The organism is Paraburkholderia sp. CNPSo 3281 (assembly GCF_024206515.1).
In the GTDB taxonomy this organism is placed as follows: domain Bacteria; phylum Pseudomonadota; class Gammaproteobacteria; order Burkholderiales; family Burkholderiaceae; genus Paraburkholderia; species Paraburkholderia nodosa.
The window spans coordinates 1-17342 of sequence record NZ_JAMBPS010000029.1 but is presented as its reverse complement, the minus strand read 5'-3'; the positions used below and the strand labels follow the sequence as shown (position 1 = coordinate 17342).

The following is a 17342-nucleotide window of genomic DNA, read 5'->3' as shown; positions in this document are numbered from 1 at the left end:
TTTTCTGCGGGAAAACCCCGAGATATCAAGGACTTCCGAGGCTTTTTCGAGAACGCCCCTTGTAAATGCCAACTCCATTCGAGCAAACTAGCGTTCGGCAGCACCGCGGGTAAGCTGGCGTGACGGAAAAATCCAACTCAGAAGTGGGGCGATGTGATGCGAGACAAAGAGAATGACCGCGTCGATGGCAGCCGCCGAACCTGGCTGATTGCGACGTCCGTAGCAGGTGGCATTGGAGGCGTGGCCACTGTCGTACCTTTCGTAGGTTCCTTTGCACCATCCGAAAAAGCCCGCGCCGCCGGCGCGCCCGTCGAAGCCGATATCACGAATCTGCAGCCCGGCTCCATGATGACCGTGGCCTGGCGCGGCAAGCCCGTGTGGATCCTGAACCGCACGGATCGCATGATGGCCGACGTCAAGAAGGCCGATCCCGAGCTGGCCGACCCGAACTCCGAACATCCGTTCTCGATGCCGATGCCCGAGTACTGCATGAACGAATTCCGTTCGCGCGCCGAGCATCAGAACATTCTCGTGGCCGTGGCCGTCTGCACCCATCTGGGCTGCACGCCGACGCCGCGCTTTCAGGAAGGCCCGCAGCCGAACCTGCCCGACAGCTGGCCAGGCGGCTTCCTGTGCCCGTGCCACGGCTCCACCTACGATCTCTCCGGCCGCGTATTCAAGAACAAGCCGGCGCCGCAAAACCTCGACATTCCCCGCTACATGTTCGCGTCCCCGACGCAGATCGTGATCGGCAAGGACGAAAAAGGAGAAGCGTGATGGCGACGGGAACCGAAAAGGATGTGGTGGAGACGGCCGGCCTGCAAGGCTGGATCGACAAGCGCTTTCCGATGACCGCGAGCTGGCGCGCTCACGCTTCCGAGTACTACGCGCCGAAGAACTTCAACTTCTGGTACTTCTTCGGTTCGCTCGCGCTGCTCGTGCTGGTCAACCAGATCATCACCGGCATTTTCCTCACCATGAACTACAAGCCCGATGCGACGCTCGCGTTCGCGTCGGTCGAGTACATCATGCGCGAGGTGCCGTGGGGCTGGCTGATTCGCTACATGCACTCCACGGGCGCTTCGATGTTCTTCGTGGTCGTGTATCTGCACATGTTCCGCGGGCTGCTGTACGGCTCGTACCGCAAGCCACGCGAGCTCGTGTGGATCTTCGGCTGCGCGATCTTCCTGTGCCTGATGGCCGAGGCGTTCTTCGGTTACCTGCTGCCATGGGGCCAGATGTCGTTCTGGGGCGCGCAGGTGATCGTGAACCTGTTCTCCGCGATTCCCTTCATCGGCCCGGACCTCTCGCTGTGGATTCGCGGCGACTACGTGGTGTCGGACGTCACGCTGAACCGCTTCTTCGCGTTCCACGTGATCGCCATTCCGCTGGTGCTGGTCGGGCTCGTGATCTGTCACATCATCGCGCTGCACGAAGTGGGCTCGAACAACCCGGACGGCATCGAGATCAAGGCGAAGAAGGACGCGAACGGCGTGCCGCTCGACGGTATCCCGTTCCATCCGTACTACTCGGTGCACGACTTCATGGGCGTGTGCATCTTCCTGATGATCTTCGCGGCGATCGTGTTCTTCGCGCCGGAGATGGGCGGCTACTTCCTGGAGTCGAACAACTTCGTGCCGGCCAACCCGCTGCAAACGCCGCCCGAAATCGCGCCGGTCTGGTACTTCACGGCGTTCTACGCGATGCTGCGCGCCACGACCGACCCGTTCAAGATCGTGCTGATGATCGTGATCGCGCTGCTGGGGCTGCTCGCGCTCGTGCGCGCCCGCGGCAAATGGCGCGCCGGGCTACCGGTGCTGGCGGTGCTCGTGATCCTCGCCATGTACTTCACTGAGTCGAAGTTCTGGGGCGTGGTGGTGATGGGCACGGCGGTGATCTCGCTCTTCTTCCTGCCATGGCTCGACCGCTCGCCAGTGAAGTCGATCCGCTACCGGCCGTTCTTTCACAAGGTATTTCTCGGCATCTTCGTGCTGGCGTTCCTGACGCTCGCATTCCTCGGCACGAAGCCGCCATCGCCGGCGGCCACGCTGATCGCCCAGATCTGCGCGCTCGTCTATTTCGCTTTCTTCCTCGGCATGCCGTTCTGGACGCCGCTTGGCACTTTCAAGCAGCCGCCCGAACGCGTGCGGTTCAAGCCCCATTAATTGACGAGCGAGGAAGATATGACGAAACGTTCTCTTTTTTCGACGCTCGCGAAGGTGAGCATACGGGCTGCCGGCGTCCGGGCCGGCTTGGCCGCGCTGGCGCTCTCATGTGCCTTTGGGGTCGGATCTGTCGTAGCGCAGGAAAACATTCCGCTCGACCGCGCTCCCGATAACGGCGAAAATCTTGCTTCGCTGCAACACGGCGCCAAATTGTTTGTAAACTATTGTCTGAATTGCCATAGTGCGAACTTGATGCGCTACAGCCGATTGCAGGTTCTCGGCATTCCGCAGAAGCAAATCGAAGATAATCTGTTGTTTACGACCGACAAGGTCGGCAACACGATGTCCATCGCGATGCGTCCGGACGACGCGAAGTCGTGGTTCGGCGTGGCGCCGCCGGACCTCTCCGTGGAAGCGCGGGCGAAAGGGCGCGACTGGCTGTACACGTACCTGCGCAGCTTCTACCGCGACGACACGCGGCCGACCGGCTGGAACAATCTGGTGTTCGAAAACGTGAGCATGCCGCACGTGCTGTGGCAGTTGCAGGGCATCCGCACGGCGAAGTTCGAGGACACGACGGATGAGGAAACCGGGGAAAAAGTCCGTCGCTTTGCCGGGTTCCAGCAGGTCACGCCTGGAACGCTATCGCCGGTGGATTATGATGCCGACGTGGCCGACCTGGTGGCCTACCTCGGCTGGATGGCCGAACCCGAGCAGAAAACCCGCAGGCAGCTTGGCGTGTGGGTGCTCCTGTTCCTCGGCGTCTTGAGCTTTTTCGCGTGGCGATTGAACGCCGCGTACTGGAAAGATATCAAATAGGCACGTCCTGACCGACGTGGGGCCGGTGCGACGAGAAGCCGTCTGACGGTTCAGGGACCGTCAGACGGTTTTTTCGCCCGCTGGCCTTTTGGGTTTATTGAGGAAATGTAAATCATGATGGTTCTGTACTCAGGCACTACCTGCCCGTTCTCCCAGCGCTGCCGGCTGGTGTTGTTCGAAAAGGGCATGGACTTCGAAATCCGCGACGTCGACCTGTTCAACAAACCGGAAGACATCGCCGTGATGAATCCGTACGGTCAGGTGCCGATTCTGGTCGAGCGCGACCTGATTCTGTACGAGTCGAACATCATCAACGAGTACATCGACGAGCGCTTCCCGCATCCGCAGCTGATGCCGGCCGACCCGGTCCAGCGCGCCCGCGCGCGTCTGTTCCTGCTCAACTTCGAGAAGGAACTGTTCGTGCACGTGAGCACGCTCGAAAACGAGAAGGGCAAGGCCGCCGAGAAGAACCACGAGAAGGCGCGCCTCGCGATCCGCGACCGCCTCACGCAGCTCGCGCCGATCTTCCTGAAGAACAAGTACATGCTGGGCGAAGAGTTCTCGATGCTCGACGTCGCAATCGCGCCGCTGCTGTGGCGCCTCGACCACTACGGCATCGAGCTGTCGAAGAATGCCGCGCCGCTCATGAAGTATGCCGAGCGCATTTTCAGCCGTCCTGCGTACATCGAAGCGCTGACGCCGTCTGAAAAGGTTATGCGCCGTTAAGCAGTATCCTGGTGGTTGCAGGTAACAGAGGCGGCGTGCACAGCGTGGGTGTGGATGCCGCCTCGCGAAAGGATTGTTGATGCAAGAGATTTCCACCAAGCCGTATTTGCTGCGCGCGCTGTACGAGTGGTGCACCGACAACGGCTTCACGCCGCATATCGCGGTGCGGGTCGACAACCGCACGCGCGTGCCGCGCCAGTTCGTGCGTGACGGTGAGATCGTGCTGAACATCAGCTTCGAGGCGACGAGCCAGTTGCAGATGGGCAACGAGACGATCGAGTTCCACGCGCGCTTCTCGGGCAAGTCGCACAAGATCGAGGTGCCGGTGTCGAACGTGCTCGCGATCTACGCGCGCGAGAACGGTCAGGGCATGGCGTTCCCGGTCGAGTCGCCGCCCGGCGATGCCGACGATGTGCTGTCCTCGGAGGACCACGAAGAAGCCGAAGCGCACGAGGCGCACGCAGTGCGCGACGAGCCTGCCGAGGAACCCGCTGCGCCGCTCGCGCCGGTTGCGACGCGCGCCGCCGACAAAGACGACGAAGGCGGCAACAAGGGCGGCAAGGGCCACCTCAAGATCGTGAAATGAAGTAGAATAGCGGGCTACGCCGGCTTAGCTCATCTGGTAGAGCAGTTGATTTGTAATCATCAGGTGGCGGGTTCGAGTCCTGCAGCCGGCACCACATTCAAGACAAAGGGTTACGTGAACTTCACGTAACCCTTTGTGCTTTCTGCGCGCGCGCCAGATTCCTCACTCCGCCCATTGCGGATCGCTCGTGAACATGATCGTGAGCCAGCGGTGCGACTCGTCCCCGCCGATGGCCCGGCCAATTTCGTCGCGGATCGCGTCCCATTCGGCGATGCGTTTCGGCGGCATGTCGGGCGGCACGACGAAATACAGCTCGATCTCGCGGGAGCGGCCCACTTTCGCGACATAGGCGCGGTAATACTCAAAGGCGTAGCGCTCGACAAAGCGCTTCGCAACGGCATCGACATGCTGCTTGAGATCCGCGGGCGCCACGAGCAACACGTCCAACAGGGCCTGGCGGATTTCCGCGAGCGGAATCGGAATGATCACGACGCACACCACCACGAGCGCCGCTGGGTCGACGTAGGGCGTGAGGGGCTCCCACGCCGTTCCCTGAATCGCATAGCCGACGCTGAAGGCCACGAGCAGCGCTGCCGTGATGCCCGCGGACATGATCCACGACTTGATGTCGAGGCGCACGAAATCCGAGTGGATCCGGCGGTTCGCGCGCGATTCGAACACCGCCATCGCCACGCAGGCACTGACGGTGAGCACGGCGTAGACAAGGGCAGGACCGAAGTGCAGCTCGTGGCCGCCGGAGAGCAGGTTGGTGACGCCGTTGATCAGCGCGTAGACGGCCACGCCTACGAGCAGCGTGCTGTTGAGCCCGAGCACCATGGGTTCGAGATGCCAGAAGCCCATGGTGAAGCGCTCGCGCCATTTGCGCGGCAGGTCGACGTTGACCGCGTAGGAGGTGATCAGGCGTACAACGGCGAGTGCGAGCGCGCTCATGCTCGCGTCGACGAGCGAATAAACGCCGTCGAACACAATCGAAAACGAGCCGGAGATCAGGCCGAACAGAATGCCGATGAGGGCGATCACCAACGTCGTGGCGATCGATAGCGTCAGCACGCTGCTCTCGTCGGAAGCACTAAAGAATCGAAGCCGTTCCATGATGTCTGCTCTGCGCGAGGATGAGCAAGACTAGCCGACTCGCCGGGACGCCGTCGCCGCGCTGCGCGCTCAGCTTGCCTCGCGCGCCATCGAGCCGGCACGTCCTTCCACGAGGTCGATCTCCTGTGGCGACAAGCCAAATGCCGCGTAGAGGCGTCGATCGATCTCGCGCGCGATGTTGTCCACTTCAGCGGCGTCGCATCCGGACTGCTGGGCGCACAGTAAACGGGTCACGCAGTCGGCGACCTCGCTGCGCACCGGAGCGCCGCCCGGCACGGGCAGGGCGTCGATCATCGCGGTCGTGAACGCCACGCCGCCGTTGTAGCTCGACGCGCCGTACTTCGCGCGGATCAGGAACACCGAGAGCGGGCAATTGAGCAACGCCGCCGCGAACTTCAGCAGAGGCTCGTCGTTGGAGCGCAGGATCAGCGTGGTCTTGCCAGGGATCGTGTCGCCTGCGAGATCGAGTGTCGCGTCGAGCCGTGTGAGGCCTTTCACGATCACCTTTTTTGCCCGTGCTTTCGCGCCGTAGCCGTTCGCGAACGTCGACGCAAAGCGCTCGCGCTCGACCACGGGTGCCTCGTAGCGTCGCCCGAGATAGGTCATCGGCTTGCTGCCCCAGCGCGAGACGTAGCGCCCGAGCGTACCGGTGTTCACCACGCGGTAGTGATGGTCCGGCTGGAAGCGGCCTTCGGCCATATCGACGAGCGGTGCGAGCCGGTAGGCGTCCGACGTCGCGCAAGCGTTTTCGCAGGGCAGCAGCGAACCGAGTGTCGCGTGGGCACGGGCGAACCGCTGCACGAACGCGGCGTGCGGCGAGAGCAACGCGTCGAGCGGCCATGGCGTCTCGAGCGTGCGCTTGTCGGTTTGCGCAAGCTCGGTGAGCGTCTCGCCGTCGATGCGCGCGGTTGCGATGGCGGGCGTGCCGGACTCGCGAAAGAGCGTGACGATCGAATCCACACGCGCCTGCTCGAACACGTCGCGCCCGAGCCTGACGATGCGTTCGATCTTGCCCAGATGCCGGGCGCGCAAGGCATCGCCGAAGGGCTTCGAGAGCCACTTGTCGGGCGTGAGATACGCCATCGCGCCGCCGGGCCTCAGGAGCGCGAGGCCCAGCTCCATGAACACGATGTAGAGGTCCCAGTTGCCCCGCGCGCTCGGCCAGCGCCGCGCCAGCCGCTCGCGCAGCGCGCGCTGGCCCTGGTTGATCATGCGTTCGGAGTCGATATAGGGCGGGTTCGCGATGACGGCGTCGAAGCGCTCGAAGTCGCCTTCGTCGGTGAGGAGGTCGGCGAATTCGATGCGCCATTCGAACGCCGTGGCGTCTTCGGGTGGCGTTTCGGCCTGGTTGTTCGCGAGGGCGTTGAGCAACGCGTCGCGCAGTTGTGCGAAGCGAGCGATTTCGGCGCGCCGTGTGGCGGGTGTGGCTGTCGCCCGCAATCTTGCCGCGCTCGCGCGATAGTTCGCCACTAGCTCAGCGTAGTCGCGCAGGGGCGTATGGAAGTCAAAACGGCTGAGCGTCGCGTTGCCTGCTTTGAGGTTGGTCTCGAGGTTCGGCAGCGAAACGGTGAAATCCGCGTGTTCGAGCAGTTCGATCCACAGCCGCAGGCGCGCCATGCCGACCGAATCCGCATGGATATCCACACCGAAAAGCGAATGCTCGACGATGTCTCGCTTTACGCGAAAGAGCGCGGCTTCGATCATGCAGATGGTCGTGCCATCGCGCTCGCGGCTGAGCGGTTCGCCATTCGCGTGCGTGACGCAAAGCCGGTCCGCGGTGACGTCGATGCGGCAAGCGCTGAGCGCTTCGCGGTCGCGCGCACTCAGCAAGCCGAGGCGCACTTTCAGCGCCAGCAACTCGTTGAGCGCTGAAACGAGCAGATGCCCTGAGCCCACGGCGGGATCGCAGATGCGCAGCGAGTCCAGAATCGCGCGAGCTTCGTCGCGGGTTTCGATCGATTCGCCGATCAATTCGGATAGCTGATCGACATTCGTGCAGCGCCACCCCTTGGCGCGATTCAAGCGATTGATCGCCGCATGCGTGATGGCGGGACGGGCAAGCTGCATCGCGACGCTGCCCGGCGTGTACCAGGCGCCGTCGCGGTAACCGTTGAGCTTTTCTAAGACGAGCCCGAGCGCGGAGGCGCCGAGGCAACGCCTGTTCGCCACGGTTGGCGCTCGCGCGACCAAACCGGCGGAGAAGTCGAACGCGGCGAGAAAATCGAGCAGATACGCAAGCGTGTGCCGCTCGCCGCTCGCATGGGGGAGAAGGGTCGCCCTGAAGGGCGGCAGCGTGGCGCGATCGTCGAGCGCGCTCATGCCGAGCAGGCTTCGGTCCAGGTCTTGCGGCCGGAAAAGCGAACCGTCGAAGCGGGGAAGGTGAGCGAAGCGAGCCGGTGGCGTGTCATCACCGGCGCCTAGTACGGCGTCACACAGCGCGTCGAAATCGCTGAACGAGCCGATGTTCTGGGCATTCAGAAACGCGTAGGTCGAATCGCCGCCATGGAGCGTCAGCAGACGCGTTTCGAGCACCTTGAGAAAAACGAGGCGGCTGATCCATGCGATGCTAAGCCGCAGCGCGAGCTCGAAGTGGTCGGCCTCCGGCCACTCGCTCTTGCTCTCGCCCTCGCGGGCGGCGAGGCGCGACAGCGCGAGTTCGATCAGTGCGCCGCGCAAGCGCTCGTGCGGCGCGAGTCGTGCGACGGTACGCCTTACGCCGGAAACGCTCTCCCGCAACCCTACGATATGCAACAGTTCGGCATAAAAGCCTTCGTCGAGCCCCCCTCCGGCGCTAGCGCGGCGCGTACGCGGTTTGTGCGCGCGGCGTGTCTGCTGGGTGGTTTCTGGCATGGTTTCGTTCGGATGAGCATGGCCTGGCGGGGGGCGGTCGGCGCACATTTTACTTCCGCCCGCGCGCGTTTCGTCCTACGCCGTTTGGCCGTGTCGACGCGCCCGCCCGTCTGAGCGATCATCGTTGCAAAGGCGATGCGGCGGAACGCACGGCATCGCTCTGCTATATGATGGCGCCGCTCGAGGCGCCCCGCGGCGCCAACCCGCGGGCCGGGTACGAATCGACGAACTGGCCCGCCGCATCGAATATCCGACCTATGACCGAACATCCCACTCTCACCTGGCCCGACACCGATGGCCCGCGCACCGTGCGATGGCGCTCCGAGGCTGGCGTGCCGGCGCCCAAACGCGTGGTCATCGCCGACGATCGCACGACCGCGGACACCGCGTACCGCCTTGCCTGCGAAGGCACCGCGCTGCTGTGGCGCGGCGACTATCAGAACGCGCGTCAACTGTTGCAGGCCATGGCGCGCCGTGCCGAGCGCAAGCCGCGCAATTCCGCCCAGCCCAAGGCGCCCGCTTCTCCGCTCGAAGCGTTTCATCTGCATCGCCAGGCGCAGGCGCAGCGCGCCCGTACGCTCGGCATGGTGCTGATCCCGCTCGAAGGCGATTACGGCATCAACCTGCGCCGCTCACCCGACGTCCGGCTCGCGTGCGAAGAGGCATGGGGCGCGGCCGATGGCGAAGCTTCTGCGGTGTCGCTGCGGGAAATTCTTGGCCTGGTCGGCGCGCACGAATGGCGCAAGAAGGGCGTCGAGATCGCGGCGCTGAACGGCGCGCGCATCCATCCGTACTACGGCGTGTTCTCACCGGTGCGCGGCGAATACGTCGATCTCGTCGCGCGCACGGCGCTGCCGTCGCTCGAAAAGGCCTTCGACATCGGCACGGGCACGGGCGTGCTCGCCGCCGTGCTCGCCTCGCGCGGCGTGAAGCGCGTGGTCGCTACCGATCAGGACGCCCGCGCGCTCGCCTGCGCGAACGAGAACCTTGCCCGCCTCGGCTACGCCGCGCAGGTCGAGGTCGTCGAGGCGGATCTGTTCCCGCCGGGGCGCGCGCCGCTCATTGTCTGCAACCCACCGTGGGTGCCGGCGCGCCCCGCGTCGCCCATCGAGTACGCCGTTTTCGATCCTGAGAGCCGCATGCTGCGCGGCTTTCTCGGCGGCCTCAAGGATCATCTCGAGCCGGGTGGCGAGGGGTGGTTGATTCTGTCCGACTTCGCGGAGCATCTCGGTCTGCGCACGCGCGAATCGCTCGTCGAGATGATCGTGCAGGCGGGACTCGAAGTGGCGGGCCGGGAGGACATTCGCCCGCGACACCCGAAAGCTTCGGATCCCGGCGATCCGCTCTATCGTGCGCGCGCGGCCGAACTGACATCGCTGTGGCGCCTCAAGGTGCGCGCGCAGTGAGCCGGCGGCGGGCAAAAGCGTTGGCAATAAAGAAGGAGCCGGGCCGCTAACGGCCCGCGTGGGTGTCGAGCATCGGCGTCGGCGGCGTAGCTGCCGCACCGGATATGCGTCGGGTTCACATCGGCTTCACCCCGGATAGGCCTCGTCGACCTTGAGGCCTGCCAGCTTGAAAATCACGCGCAGCGTTTGTGGCTTGATATCGCGGCGCGACGCCAGCGCCGACATCACGAAATCGAGCACCTTCGCGTACTTCAGCAAAATCAGGCAGGTCTCGAGATCCGAAGGGCCGTCGCGCATGCTTTCCGCGACCCGCAGCATCTCCACCGAGATGTCGCGCGCCATTTCCAGCTCCAGTTGCTGCTTTTCCGTCCAGTCGGGAACCGTGACGAGTTTCGTAAGCAGTTCCTGGAATTTTTGCTCTGCGTTTCCGTCAGGAATCGTATTCATTGCATGCCCCATGCAAGGCCGTACAGCGTCGTGCGCTCTTCGCGCAGCGAGGACTGCGCCAGCCTGATTCATCGCAACCGGCACTCCCGGTGCGACCTCCCAATGCGCGCCTGTCGATTCGTTGCCGCCCGGTCGCGCTACGTTTTGGTCCTTTTTTGGGCATCGGGGACGAAAATCCTCGTGTCTCTTCTATTCAACCCCTCCCTCCTGTCCGCACGTGGGTCAGCGTGCCTGGACGCTATTACGACACTGGCCGCTCTTATGGGTTCGGCAGCTTAGACTAGCTTTTTTCGTAAAATGACAGAAACACGGCAGCCCTTCTGTCGCCTGTCGCACGTTTCGCGACATACCACGCCTTTCACCTGACCACGCCGATGTCCAGCAAGACTTACGAAGTCCGTCCGAACCAGTCCGTCGAACTCCTCAAGGAGCTCCACATCCTGACGCGCGACGGCAAGATGAACCAGGACAGCCGCCGCAAGCTGAAGCAGGTCTATCACCTGTTCCAGTTCATCGAGCCGCTGCTCAAGGACCTCAAGCAGGATGGCCGCGACGTGACCCTCGTCGATCACGGTGCGGGCAAGTCCTATCTGGGCTTTATTCTCTACGACCTGTTCTTCAAGGATCAGCGCGACAGGTCACACATTTATGGCATCGAGACGCGCGACGAGCTTGTGCAGCACTCACAGGAACTGGCCAAACGGCTGGGCTTTGGCGGGATGTCGTTCCTGAACCTTTCGGTAGCCGATTCGATCACCTCGCCGCAACTGCCGCCAACGGTCGATATCGTGACTGCGCTGCATGCCTGCGATACCGCCACCGACGATGCCTTGCGCTTCGCACTCAAGAAACACGCGCGCTACATCGTGGTCGTGCCGTGCTGCCAGGCCGAGGTGGCGGGCGTGCTGCGCCGCAACAAGGGCAAGTCGCTCGGCCAGGCGCTCGCGGAGATCTGGCGCCACCCGCTGCATACGCGCGAATTCGGGAGCCAGATCACCAACGTGCTGCGCTGTCTGCAACTCGAGGCGCACGGCTATCAGGTGAGCGTGACGGAACTGGTGGGCTGGGAACACTCGATGAAAAACGAACTCATCATCGCCCAGTACAAGGATTTGCCGCGACGCCGTGCGGCGGAGCGGCTCAACGAGATTCTCGAAACTTTCGGGCTGGCGGACCTGCGCGAGCGCTTTTTCGCCGACGAGGGCGAGGCCGCCTCCGAAGCGGCAACCGAAAGCTGAACTTGTGGGCAGCGCGACGTTAGTCGCGCTTGCTCATCCAGTCTTGCCAACCATCGAAGCCGAGCTTGCGCAGCGTTTCCTGGTTGCGTTCGTAGATGTCGGCGGCGTCGGGGAATGCCTCGACTGCGCGCTCGATGCTCGCTTCGCGCAGCAGATGCAGGATCGGATACGGTGCGCGGTTCGTGTAGTTCTCGATGTCGTCGGGCTCGGTGCCCTCGAACTGGAAATCCGGGTGAAAGCTCGCAGCCTGGAGCGTGCCTTCCAGCCGCAACTGCTGCACGAGGCGCTCGGCAAACCAGATCACGTCATTGAAATCGGCGAAGTCGGCCAGCGCGTGGGGAAGGATCAGGAGCGTCGTGTCGATCTGAGCGGCATCTGCCTGAGCCAGCGTTTGCAATTCGCGTTCGAGATCGGTGAGGACACCTTCCAGACTGGTCGCCTCGCTGATCACGTAGCGAATCTGGTTCTTCACGTGCACGCTTTTCGCGAACGGGCAGAGGTTCAGGCCAATCACGGCGCGCGTGAGCCAGTGGCGGGTTGCTTCGAGAATGGCGGCGTGGTCGGGGGACAGAGCAGCGGTTTGGTTCATCGTGTCATTTTACGGGCGGCTAGCGCCCGGGACATGCCGCCTCGATCAACAGCTTTGCCATGCGCGGCGCCGCGAGAATCGCGCCGCACCCGGGGCCGTAAGTCTGGCTTGCGGCATAGACGCCTTCGACGAGCAGCGCGAGTTCCTCGGCGAGCCCGACCGGGTCTCTGGCTCCCGCTTCCTGCGCGAGCGCGGTGAGCCGCGCCATGAGCCGCGTCTTGTTGTTGTCGACGCTGCGCCGTGCGGGGTGCGTGGCGTCGGGAAATTCGGTCGCGACGTTGACGAACGGACAGCCGCGATAGTCCGGCACTGAGGCGCGGCGCGCGAGGTCCTCGAAATACTGCACCAGTTGCTTCGCCGGTTCACCGGGATGCTTCGCGAGACTTTCGTCGAAGCGCTCGAAAAAGCGCACATCGCAGCGCTGCAGGTAGGCGACGACGAGATCGTCCTTCGACGAAAACTGGCGGTACAGGCTCATCTTGTTGACGCCAGCGCGCTCGACCACGGCCTCGACGCCGACCGCGCGCACGCCCTCGCGGTAGAACAGCTCGTCGGCGGCGCGCAGCAAGTGCTCGTGTGCGCGCGCGCCAGCCGTCTGCGCGCGGGGGCGGCGCGTGCGGGCAGCGGCGGTAGCGGTTTCGTCGTGGCCTTCGTGTTTCATGAGGGCATCTCGCGATCAGGGTGATTGCTTGACATGTTACCGAGCGGTAACTACTATTGCAACACACTTGTGACCGATCGGTAACAATCGAGCGAGGGTGGAGTCGTCGCGGCGAGCGGTCATACCAACGAAAACATCGGCGTGTCGAACCCGGCGCGGCGTGACAGGAGCACCAATGAACTGGGCAGCGAGGCGAATAGTCGGGCGTTTCCACTACGGATGGCTCGTCGTGGCGGTGGTGTTTCTGGTGCTGCTGGCGGCGGCCGGCACGCGGGCGACGCCCAGCGTGATGATGGTGCCGCTCGAACATCAGTTCGGCTGGAGCCGGGCGACGATCTCGCTCGCCATCTCAGTGAACATCGCGCTCTATGGCCTCATGGGCCCGTTTGCGGCGGCGGCCATGCAGCGCTTCGGCGTGCGGCCCACGCTGCTCGCGGCGCTCGGCACCATGGCGGCGGGCGTGGCGCTTTCCGCGCTGATGACGCATCCGTGGCAGATGATCCTGATCTGGGGCGTGATGGTGGGCGGTGCCACCGGCGTCGCGGCGCTCTCGCTCTCGGCCACCGTCGTCACGCGCTGGTTCCACTCGCATCGCGGGCTTGCCATGGGCGTCCTCACCGCGAGTTCGGCCACGGGCCAGCTCGTGTTCCTGCCGCTGCTTGCGGCAATCGTGGAGAAGCACGGCTGGCAGTCGGTGGTGCTCGTGGTCGCGGTGGCCGCTGCCGCGGTGCTGCCGCTCGTGCTGTTCCTGCTGCCCGAGCGGCCCGCGAGCGTGAATCTGCGTCCGTTCGGCGAGGACGAGAGCACCCCCGTCGCGCCGCCGGCGCCTCATCAAAATCCGCTGAAGATCGCGTTCGACGCGCTCTTCATGGCGAGCCGTACGCGCGACTTCTGGCTGCTCTTCTTCAGCTTTTTCATTTGCGGCGCGAGCACGAACGGCTATGTGGGCACGCACCTCATCGCCATGTGCGGCGACTACGGCATGACCGAAGTGCAGGGCGCCTCGCTGCTCGCGACGATGGGCATTTTCGACCTGTTCGGCACGACGCTCTCGGGCTGGCTCTCGGACCGCTTCAACAGCCGCTTGCTGCTGTTCTGGTACTACGGGCTGCGCGGACTTTCGCTGATCTATTTGCCGCACGCGTTCGGCATCGACTTCTTCGGGCTGCCGATTTTCGCGGTGTTCTACGGCCTCGACTGGATCGCGACGGTGCCGCCGACCGTGCGGCTCGCCACCGATGTCTTCGGCAAGGAGCGCGCGCCGATCGTATTCGGCTGGGTCGTGGCGGGCCATCAGCTCGGCGCGGCATTCGCGGCGTTCGGCGCGGGCTTGCTGCGCTCGAGCCTCGGCACTTATACGGTGGCATCGATGATTTCGGGTGGCCTGTGCCTCGTGGCATCGTTCCTCGTGCTGCGCATCAACCGCGGGCCGCGCGCCGTGGGCGTGCAAACGGCCTGACGACGCGCTCGTCTACCGCGACTTCACGGCGCCGGTTCGCACTTCGGCGCACCCCGACGGGCGACGCAAGAGCGTCGCCCGTTGCGTTTGAGCGTATTTCACACGCTGCGGTTATTCTAGTGACCCCCGGGCAAGCCGCCCGCCACCCAAGGACACACAAGGCATGACGAAGCACAAACCCGCACCGACAGCCGTGCCCATTCACGAACTCATCGCCGGCCGCTGGAGCCCGCGCGCCTATTCGAGCGAGCCGGTGAGCCGCGAGGCGCTGCACGCGGTGATCGAGGCGGCGCGCTGGGCGCCCTCAGGCTACAACCTGCAGCCGTGGCGCTTTATCGTGTTCGACCGCAGCACCGACGAAATCGCGTTCAAGCGCGCGTTCGCGACGCTCGTGCCGTTCAACCAGCAGTGGAACGCACCGGCGTCGGTGCTGATCGCGGTGACCGCACAAACGCTCAACGCAAAGGGCGAGGTGAATCGCACGGCGCAATACGATGCGGGCGCCGCGGCCATGTCGCTGGTGCTCCAGGCGCATGCGCTGGGCCTCGCGGCGCACCAGATGAGCGGTTTCGACGTGCAGGCGTTCCGCACGGAATTCGCGTTGCCGAACGACGTGGAGCCGCTCTCGATCATCTCGCTCGGCCACTATGGCGAAGCCGAGAAGCTGGAGCCCGTGCTGCGCGACCGTGAAAAGGCGGAGCGCACGCGCTCGGCGATGGGCGAGATCGCCTACGCGAACGCCTGGAAGCAGCCGTTCAAGGGCTGAGTCGGGAGAAGTCCCGCGCCCATGAGGGGTAGCGAGCTTTAGCGAAAACGCGCGGCATGGCCCGCGCGTTTTTCTCTTGCGGGGTCGCATCGTGGGCCTGCGGTTGCCCCGCGCGGCGCTTTCGTGCTACAAAGCCGATCCCCCCGACCTTTCCTCTCTTGCGCGCGCATTCGCTGCGGCGCGCTCTTGCCATGACCAGCTTCTGCGCGATTGACTTCGGAACCTCCAATTCGGCGGTGGCGCTCCCGGCAGCGGCCGACGGCGCGATGCGCCTCGCGCCGGTGGAAGGCGCACACACCACGTTGCCCACGGCGGTGTTCTTCAACGTCGACGAGCACACGCGCGAATTCGGCCGTGCGGCGCTCGCGTCCTATATCGACGGCTTCGACGGCCGGCTGATGCGCTCGATGAAGAGCATCCTCGGCTCGCCGCTCGCCGAAAGCACGACCGACCTCGGCGACGGCAGCGCGATGCCCTATACCGAGATCATCACGGTCTTTCTGGAGCACCTGAAGCGCAGCGCCGAGCGTTGCTCCGGAACGCCGATCACGCGCGCGGTGCTGGGCCGTCCGGTGTTCTTCGTCGATGAAGACCCGCGCGCCGATCAGCTCGCCCAGGACCAGCTCGAAGCCGCGGCGCGCCGGGTGGGCTTTCGCGAGATCGAGTTCCAGTACGAGCCGATCGCGGCGGCGTTCGACTACGAGTCGCGCCTCGCGCAAGAAGGACTCGTGCTCGTCGCCGACATTGGCGGTGGTACATCGGACTTCTCGCTCGTGCGTGTGGGGCCAAATCGCATGTCACGGCTCGAACGCAAGGACGACGTGCTCGCGCACCACGGCGTGCACGTGGCTGGCACCGACTTCGACCGCCGCGTCGAACTCGCGACCATCCTGCGCGAACTGGGCTACCAGTCGCTCGACCCCGAAGGCCGCGAGGTGCCGAACCGCATCTATTTCGATCTGGCGACGTGGCACCTCATCAACACGATCTACACGCCCAAGCGCGCAACCGAGTTGAAGCTAATGCGCCATCTTTACCCCGACACGCGCCACCACGACCGGCTGATGCGGGTGGTCGAAGAGCGTCTGGGGCACGCGCTCACGGCGCGCGCCGAGGAGGCGAAGATCGGCGTTTCGGCGGGCGGGGAGACGATGATCGACCTCGAAGCCGTCGAGGCGGACTTGCGTCTGGCGTTCGGCGATACGCAACTCGTCGAGGCGGGGCGCGAGGAGACGCGGCGCATCGTGCAGGCCGCGCGTGAAACGGTGCAGGCCGCGGGTGTCGCGCCGGGGCAGGTGAGCGCGCTTTACTTCACGGGTGGCTCGACCGGCCTCTTGTTCCTGACGCAGGCGCTGGCCGAGGCATTTCCGCAGTCGCATGCCGTGTTCGGCGACCGTCTTGCCAGCGTGGCGACGGGTCTCGGCATTCACGCACAGCGCCTTTTCGGCTAAACGCGCGGGGCGCCTAAACTCCGCTCTAAAGCGTCAGGCAAGAAAAAACCCCACCTTCCAGAAGAAGCGTGGGGTTTTTCGGCAAGCTTGCTAGTCAGGACCGCGCAGAAGCGGCGTCCAGATCCTAAAAGCCGTAGCAGACCAATAAGCGCAGTGCTTAGACCGGCTTGATGTTGGCAGCTTGCTTGCCCTTCGGGCCCGTGCGGACTTCGAATTGAACCTTTTGGTTCTCTTGCAGCGTCTTGAAGCCGTCAACCTTGATTTCCGAGAAGTGCGCGAACAGGTCTTCGCCGCCGCCGTCCGGAGTGATGAAGCCAAAGCCCTTTGCGTCATTGAACCACTTGACGGTACCGGTTTCCATATTACTTTCCTAAAAATGAATGAAGGCCGAAGCCCGAGAGGTGCACGAAAATCAAGGAAGGGGTATGGGACCAGCCGGAGTACCGTTGATGGGCGAACTACGAAAGACCTATTCACACTCGCCGCTTGAAATCCTGCCCGAACTTTATACGGCTAAATGCGTGGAAGGTCAACTAGGGCCCCGGGAAAGTGCGTATTTTTTTGCGACAGGGTCGAAACGAACCCTTACAAAGCTTGATAAGTAAATGACTTTTTTGTATTAGGAGGACGTTTTTGACGCCCTTCCGTGGTGCAACCGGTTAAACTACGCGCCGCGCAGGAGTTGCGCCTACAGGCGCAATCTTTCGTGTGGAGGTACGACAACCGCAGAAAACCCGCCCGCACAACAGACGGGATAAACGCGGTGTCGAGCTGCTCTTGAAACAGGAGAAGACGTGAAAAGTTCTATTCAACGGAACATCGGCCCGTTCGCGCTGATGTTCACCGGCCTCGGGTCGATCATCGGTTCGGGCTGGCTGTTCGGCGCGTGGAAGGCGGCGAAAATTGCAGGTCCGGCGGCCGTTTGCGCCTGGATCATCGGCGCTGTGGTCATTCTGGCCATCGCGCTCACCTATGCCGAACTCGGTGCGATGTTCCCGGAGTCGGGCGGTATGGTCCGCTACGCCCGCTACTCGCATGGCGCACTGGTGGGCTTCATCAGCGCGTG

17 protein-coding genes and 1 tRNA gene are annotated in these 17342 nt (G+C 63.9%); 12 read left to right on the top strand and 6 right to left on the bottom strand.

Translation table 11 applies throughout. The features are described 5' to 3' along the window. Nucleotides 1-156 precede the first annotated feature (156 nt). The 6 genes from petA to M3I56_RS24760 all read left to right on the top strand — a co-directional run bounded on the left by petA (nt 157) and on the right by M3I56_RS24760 (nt 4390). The gene (gene petA / locus M3I56_RS24785; protein WP_254356203.1) at nt 157-777 is read left to right on the top strand and encodes a ubiquinol-cytochrome c reductase iron-sulfur subunit; all 621 of its coding nucleotides are present in this window, start codon (nt 157-159) and stop codon (nt 775-777) included. Then, nucleotides 777-2165, top strand: coding sequence for a cytochrome bc complex cytochrome b subunit (locus tag M3I56_RS24780; protein WP_254317680.1), 1389 nt, complete (start codon nt 777-779; stop codon nt 2163-2165). The genes petA and M3I56_RS24780 overlap by 1 nt, the downstream gene beginning before the upstream one ends. Before the next feature lie 18 nt (nt 2166-2183). Then, nucleotides 2184-2984 (top strand): cytochrome c1, encoded by an 801-nt coding sequence (locus tag M3I56_RS24775; RefSeq protein WP_254356202.1) that lies wholly within the window; start codon nt 2184-2186, stop codon nt 2982-2984. Nucleotides 2985-3098: 114 nt separating this feature from the next. Beyond that, nucleotides 3099-3710 carry a glutathione S-transferase N-terminal domain-containing protein gene (locus tag M3I56_RS24770; protein ID WP_027797364.1) on the top strand — a complete coding sequence of 204 codons (612 nt, stop codon included), beginning with the start codon at nt 3099-3101 and terminating at the stop codon, nt 3708-3710. A 79-nt stretch (nt 3711-3789) separates the two neighbouring features. Further along, the gene (locus M3I56_RS24765) at nt 3790-4296 is read left to right on the top strand and encodes a ClpXP protease specificity-enhancing factor (protein WP_254356201.1); all 507 of its coding nucleotides are present in this window, start codon (nt 3790-3792) and stop codon (nt 4294-4296) included. A gap of 18 nt (nt 4297-4314) precedes the next feature. Then, nucleotides 4315-4390: transfer RNA gene (locus M3I56_RS24760), tRNA-Thr, on the top strand. Nucleotides 4391-4458: 68 nt separating this feature from the next. On the opposite strand, the gene M3I56_RS24755 is transcribed toward M3I56_RS24760, so the two are convergent. After that, nucleotides 4459-5409: a cation diffusion facilitator family transporter gene (locus M3I56_RS24755; protein WP_254356200.1), complete on the bottom strand. Its 951-nt coding sequence runs from the start codon at nt 5407-5409 to the stop codon at nt 4459-4461. Nucleotides 5410-5478: 69 nt separating this feature from the next. After that, the gene (locus tag M3I56_RS24750) at nt 5479-8259 is read right to left on the bottom strand and encodes an Eco57I restriction-modification methylase domain-containing protein (RefSeq protein WP_254356199.1); all 2781 of its coding nucleotides are present in this window, start codon (nt 8257-8259) and stop codon (nt 5479-5481) included. A gap of 257 nt (nt 8260-8516) precedes the next feature. On the opposite strand from M3I56_RS24750, the gene M3I56_RS24745 reads away from it, so the two are divergent. Beyond that, nucleotides 8517-9665, top strand: a complete 1149-nt coding sequence (locus tag M3I56_RS24745) for a class I SAM-dependent methyltransferase (RefSeq protein ID WP_254356198.1) — start codon at nt 8517-8519, stop codon at nt 9663-9665. Nucleotides 9666-9791: 126 nt separating this feature from the next. Here the strand turns inward: M3I56_RS24745 and M3I56_RS24740 are convergent, their stop codons facing one another. Further along, a complete protein-coding gene (locus tag M3I56_RS24740) occupies nt 9792-10112 on the bottom strand; it encodes a hypothetical protein (RefSeq protein ID WP_028206633.1) in 321 nt (106 codons plus the stop codon). A 374-nt stretch (nt 10113-10486) separates the two neighbouring features. On the opposite strand from M3I56_RS24740, the gene M3I56_RS24735 reads away from it, so the two are divergent. Beyond that, nucleotides 10487-11350 carry an SAM-dependent methyltransferase gene (locus tag M3I56_RS24735; RefSeq protein WP_254356197.1) on the top strand — a complete coding sequence of 288 codons (864 nt, stop codon included), beginning with the start codon at nt 10487-10489 and terminating at the stop codon, nt 11348-11350. A gap of 19 nt (nt 11351-11369) precedes the next feature. Here the strand turns inward: M3I56_RS24735 and M3I56_RS24730 are convergent, their stop codons facing one another. Together M3I56_RS24730 and M3I56_RS24725 are read right to left on the bottom strand one after the other, a co-directional pair. Continuing rightward, nucleotides 11370-11939 (bottom strand): DUF1415 domain-containing protein, encoded by a 570-nt coding sequence (locus M3I56_RS24730; RefSeq protein ID WP_254356196.1) that lies wholly within the window; start codon nt 11937-11939, stop codon nt 11370-11372. Between the two features lie 19 nt (nt 11940-11958). After that, nucleotides 11959-12600 carry a TetR/AcrR family transcriptional regulator gene (locus tag M3I56_RS24725; RefSeq protein WP_254356195.1) on the bottom strand — a complete coding sequence of 214 codons (642 nt, stop codon included), beginning with the start codon at nt 12598-12600 and terminating at the stop codon, nt 11959-11961. A 175-nt stretch (nt 12601-12775) separates the two neighbouring features. Between M3I56_RS24725 and M3I56_RS24720 the strand changes: the two genes are divergently transcribed. From M3I56_RS24720 to M3I56_RS24710, 3 genes are all read left to right on the top strand, one after another. Beyond that, nucleotides 12776-14059, top strand: coding sequence for an MFS transporter (locus M3I56_RS24720; RefSeq protein ID WP_028206637.1), 1284 nt, complete (start codon nt 12776-12778; stop codon nt 14057-14059). A 163-nt stretch (nt 14060-14222) separates the two neighbouring features. Then, nucleotides 14223-14825 (top strand): nitroreductase family protein, encoded by a 603-nt coding sequence (locus M3I56_RS24715; protein WP_254356194.1) that lies wholly within the window; start codon nt 14223-14225, stop codon nt 14823-14825. 191 nt (nt 14826-15016) lie between these two features. Then, nucleotides 15017-16276, top strand: a complete 1260-nt coding sequence (locus tag M3I56_RS24710; RefSeq protein ID WP_254356193.1) for an Hsp70 family protein — start codon at nt 15017-15019, stop codon at nt 16274-16276. A 157-nt stretch (nt 16277-16433) separates the two neighbouring features. On the opposite strand, the gene M3I56_RS24705 is transcribed toward M3I56_RS24710, so the two are convergent. Next, entirely contained in the window at nt 16434-16637 is a 204-nt protein-coding gene (locus tag M3I56_RS24705; protein ID WP_027797379.1) for a cold-shock protein, read from the bottom strand. Nucleotides 16638-17070: 433 nt separating this feature from the next. On the opposite strand from M3I56_RS24705, the gene M3I56_RS24700 reads away from it, so the two are divergent. Then, nucleotides 17071-17342, top strand: a 272-nt coding sequence (locus tag M3I56_RS24700; RefSeq protein ID WP_254356192.1) for an amino acid permease, incomplete at its 3' end; no start/stop codon positions are given.